The following is a 4,372-nucleotide window of genomic DNA, read 5'->3' on the forward strand; positions in this document are numbered from 1 at the left end:
GACGTCGCCCGCACGCTGGCCGGGCGCACCGGCCGCGGGCCGTGCCGGGCGGTCGTGGTGGCGGCGGACGTGGCGCAGGCCGCCGCGGCGCTGGCCGCGCTCGCCGAGCAGCGGCCGCACCCGGCGCTGGTGCTGCCCGCCGCCGCGAGGCCGGCCCGCACGGACCGGCCGGTCTGGGTCTTCTCGGGCTACGGATCGCAGTGGGCGGGGATGGGGCGGCGTCTGCTCCTGGTCGAGCCCGCGTTCGCGGCGGCGGTCGACCGGCTGGAGCCGCTGCTGCTCGGCGAGGCCGGCCTGTCCCTGCGTCAGCACCTCGGGGACGACGTCGAGTTGACCCGGCCGGGTGTGGTGCAGCCGGTGCTGTTCGGCGTCCAGCTGGCGCTGGCGGAGCTCTGGCGCAGCTACGGGGTCGAGCCGGCCACGGTGATCGGGCACTCCATGGGCGAGGTGGCGGCCGCCGTGGTCGCCGGGGCACTCACGGAGCAGGACGGCGCGCGGGTGATCGCGGTCCGGTCCCGGCTGCTGGACCGCCTCTCCGGCGGGGCGATGGCGGCGGTCGGCTGCCCGGCCGACGAAGTCGGCCGGCTGACCGCAGATCTGACGACCGTTCAGGTCGCCGTGCACGCCTCGCCGGAGCAGAGCGTGGTGACCGGCACCGGGGACGAGATCGAGGAGCTGCTGCGTCGGGTCGCCGCCCGGGGCCTGCTGGCCCGGTCGCTGGGCGTGGCCGGGGCCGGCCACTCCGCACAGGTCGATCCGCTGCTGGAGCCGTTGACCGCGCAGCTGACCGGGCTCGCGCCGGGTGAGCCGCGGGTGCCCTGCTACGGCACGGTGCTGGACGACCCGCGGCAGGCCCCTTCGTTCGACGCGGCCTACTGGGCGGCCAACCTGCGCCGCCCGGTCCGGTTCGAGCAGGCGGTGCGCGCGGCGGCGCAGGACGGCCACCGGAGCTTCCTGGAGGTGTCGCCCCACCCGACCCAGCTCCTCCCGCTGGCGGACACGCTGCGCGCCGTCGGCGTGCCGGACCCGGTGCTGCTGGCCGCGCTCCGCCGGGACCCCGACGACGACGCGCTGGCGTTCCGCCGCGCCCTGGCCGCGGCCCTCGCCGAGGGGGTGCCGCTGGATCCGCGGGCGCTGCACCCGGGTGGCCGGGTCGTCGACCTGCCCTCGCCCGGCTGGCAGCACCAGGTGTGCTGGGTCGGGGCGCCGCCGCCCGTGCCCCGCGGGCCGGCCGGAGCCGCACCGCCGCCGGGCGTCGACACGCTGGGCCGGCTGACGGCGCTGCTCGCCGACGTGCTGGGCCGCCACCCCGGACTGGTCGACCCGGCGGTCCCACTCACCGGGCTGGGCCTGGACTCGCTGACCGCCGCGCGGCTGCTCACCCGGGTCCGGCACGAGTTCGGCACCGACGTCCCGCCGGGCGAGCTGCTGCGCGGGGCCACCCTGCGCACGCTCGCCGCCCGCCTGGACGCACCGCCGACCGGCGAGGGACGCGAGGCACCGGCCACCGGAGTGCTGCCCCGGGACGCCGCCGAGCGGCGCGTCGCGCAGACCTGGCACAGCGTCAGCGGGACGGCCGCGCCGGGCGTCGAGGACCGGCTGCCGGTGGACGGCCTGGCCCGGGTCGCCGAACGGCTCGGCCTGGACGTCGCCGCGGCGCGCTCCGGCCCGCCCACCCTGGCCGCGCTCGCCTCGCTGCTCCGCCCCCGGCTGGAGACCCCGGTCACCGGGCCGGTCCGGGCCTTCCGCGAGACCGGTGGGCGGGCACCGCTCTTCCTGGTCCACCCGGCCGGGGGCTCCTCGGCCGTCTACCGCACGCTGGCCGAGCGGCTCGGCGCCGACCAGCCCTGCTACGGCCTGGAGCGCCTCGCCGACCTGACCGAGGTGGGCGAGCGCGCCGCGGCCTGCGCGGCGGCGATCCGCGACCGGGTCCCGGGCGGGCCCTGGGCCGTGGGCGGCTGGTCGTACGGCGGCCTGGTGGCCCAGCACACCGCCCGGCTGCTGGCCCGGCACGGCACCGTCACCGCCCTGGTGCTGATCGACAGCGTGCTGCCGCTGCTGGCCCCCGGGCTGACCGAGGAGCAGCTGGCCCACCGGCGGCTGGCCGGCTTCGCGGCCTACGTGGAGCGCACCTACGGCCGGCCGCTGCCGCTCCCGTACGACCGACTCGCCGCGCTGGACCCGGTGGCCGGGATCGACCTGGTACTCAAGGAACTGGCCCAGGCGGTGGACCTGTCGCCCGCCGTGCTGGAGCACCAGCGCACCTCCTACCTCGACCTGCGCAGCGGCGAGCGCCACCGACCGCGCCGGTACGCCGGGCGGACCCTGCTCTACCGGGCCACCGAACCCGCCCCGCACACCGTCCCGGACCCGCGCTACCGGCGCACCGACGAGGCCCTCGGCTGGGACGCCCACTGCCCCGACCTCACCGTCACCCCGCTGCCGGGACACCACCTGGAACTCCTCGACCCGCCCCTGGTCGACGCGCTCGCCGCGCTGCTCGACCGCGCCCTCGCCCCCCACCCGCCCATCTCGCCGGAGCCGTCCTGATGCCACGTCACCGGAGCAGCGCCTGCGCGGCGCTGCTCGCCGCAGCCCTCACCCTCACCCTCGCGGCCGCCGTGCCCGCGCCGGCGGCGTCCCGCGCCTTCGCGGCGGCGGCCGACGACGGCGCCCGGGTGGTCTCCGCCTCCTGGCTGGACAGCCGGCTGGTCGACCTGACCATCTCCTCCCCCGCCGTCGGCGGCACGGTCGACACCCGTCTGCTGCTGCCCGCCGGCTGGTCCGCCGACGCCACCCGCAGCTGGCCGGTGCTCTACCTGCTGCACGGGGCGCACGACGACGACAGCTCCTGGGTCCGCTCGACCGACATCGAGCGGTTCACGGCGGGGCAGCCGGTGATCGTCGCGATGCCCGCGTCCGGCCCCACCGGCATCCCCACCGCCTGGTGGCACGGCGGCGCCGACCGGCCGGACTACGAGACCTTCCAGGTCACCGAGTTGATGCAGCTGCTGCAGCGCGACTTCCGGGCGGGCGGCACCCGGGCGGTCGCGGGCGTGTCCACCGGCGGGTGGGCGGCGGTCGCGTTCGCCGCCCGCCACCCAGGGGCGTTCGCGGCGGCGGCCTCCTACAGCGGCATCCTCGACACCACGCTGCCGGGCATGCCGGCCGTGGTCGAGGCGATCGTGGCGCGGGAGAACCTCGACCCGCTCTCGCTGTGGGGCGATCCGGTCCTGCAGTTCCCCCGCTGGGCGGCCAACGACCCGACCTGGCTGGCGGACCGGCTGCGCGGCACCCGGCTGTTCCTCTCCACCGGCACCGGCCTGAGCGGGGGCGACCCGGCCGGGGGCATCCTGGAGAGCGCGTTGTGGCCGGCCGCGCAGGCCTTCGCGCTGCGGCTGCGGCTGGCCGGCATCCCGGCCCAGGAGGACTTCTACGCCGGCGGGACGCACAGCTGGGCCTACTGGGAGACGGAGTACCAGCGGTCCTGGCCGCTGCTGGCCGGCGCGCTCGGCCTGCCGGGCGGCTCCTGACGGGCGCAACCGCCCGGCAGGCAGCCCGCGGGCCCGCCGGGCGGCGGCCGGCACCTCGGCCCGCAGGGCCAGTTCGAGGCCCAGATGGCCACCGGGGTCCCGCACGGCGCACGGCAACACCCGGCCCGTCAGGCGGCCCCCGACGGCCGCAGCCGCCCCACAGGCAGCTCGCGGGGCCACCGGGCGGCGGCCGGCACCTCGGCCCGCAGGGCCGGTTCGAGGTCCAGATGGCCACCGGGATCCCGCACGGCGCACGGCAACACCCCGCCCGTCAGGCGGCCCCCGACGGCCGCAACCGCCCCACAGGCAGCTCGCGGGCCCGCCGGGCCGCGCCCAGCACCTCGGCCCGCAGGGCCAGTTCGAGGTCCAGATGGCCACCAGGATCCCGCAGCCGGTCACCGAAGAGCTGCTCCAGCCGGCGCAGGCGGTAGCGCACGGTCTGCGGGTGGACGTGCAGCGCGCGGGCCACCGGCGGGACGGTGCAGCCGCTCTGCAGCCAGGCGAGCAGGGTCTCCACCAGGCGGGCGCGCTGGGTGCCGGGCAGTCCGTCGAGCGGCGCCAACTCGTGGCGGCGCAGCAGGTGCTGCAGCGGCTCGTCGGCGTACAGCAGCAGGGTGCCGAGGTGCTCGGCGCAGCGCAGCGGCCCGCGGTCCGGCAGCACGCCGCGCCGCACCAGGTCGAGTCCGCGCTCGGCGCAGCGCAGCGAGTCGGCGGCCTCCGCCGGCGGCACCGGCGGTCCGACCGACAGGCGGGCGCCGGGGCCCAGCGCCGCCAGCAGGCCCTGCCCTCCGGGGCTGCCCGGGGCCCGGTCGGCCGCGAGCAGCAGCACCGCCGGGCGC

At 78.6% G+C, this 4,372-nt stretch carries 3 protein-coding genes; 2 read left to right on the plus strand and 1 reads right to left on the minus strand.

From position 1 onward, the window contains the following. The coding region (locus ACFW1A_RS39020) for an acyltransferase domain-containing protein (RefSeq protein ID WP_380418181.1) at window positions 1-2,550 on the plus strand (2,550 nt) is incomplete at its 5' end. Then, entirely contained in the window at window positions 2,550-3,533 is a 984-nt protein-coding gene (locus tag ACFW1A_RS39025) for an alpha/beta hydrolase (RefSeq protein ID WP_380418183.1), read from the plus strand. The genes ACFW1A_RS39020 and ACFW1A_RS39025, both read left to right, overlap by 1 nt. A gap of 271 nt (window positions 3,534-3,804) precedes the next feature. Here ACFW1A_RS39025 and ACFW1A_RS39030 read toward each other — a convergent pair. Then, the coding region (locus ACFW1A_RS39030; protein WP_380418185.1) for a PucR family transcriptional regulator at window positions 3,805-4,372 on the minus strand (568 nt) is incomplete at its 5' end.

It is taken from the genome of Kitasatospora sp. NPDC058965, from assembly GCF_042741245.1.
Taxonomy (GTDB): Bacteria; Actinomycetota; Actinomycetes; order Streptomycetales; family Streptomycetaceae; genus Kitasatospora.

Coding starts and splice junctions, on each gene's coding strand:
- ACFW1A_RS39025 (WP_380418183.1), top strand. CDS start 2,550: ATGCCACGTCACCGGAGCAGCGCCTGCGCGGCGCTGCTCGCCGCAGCC.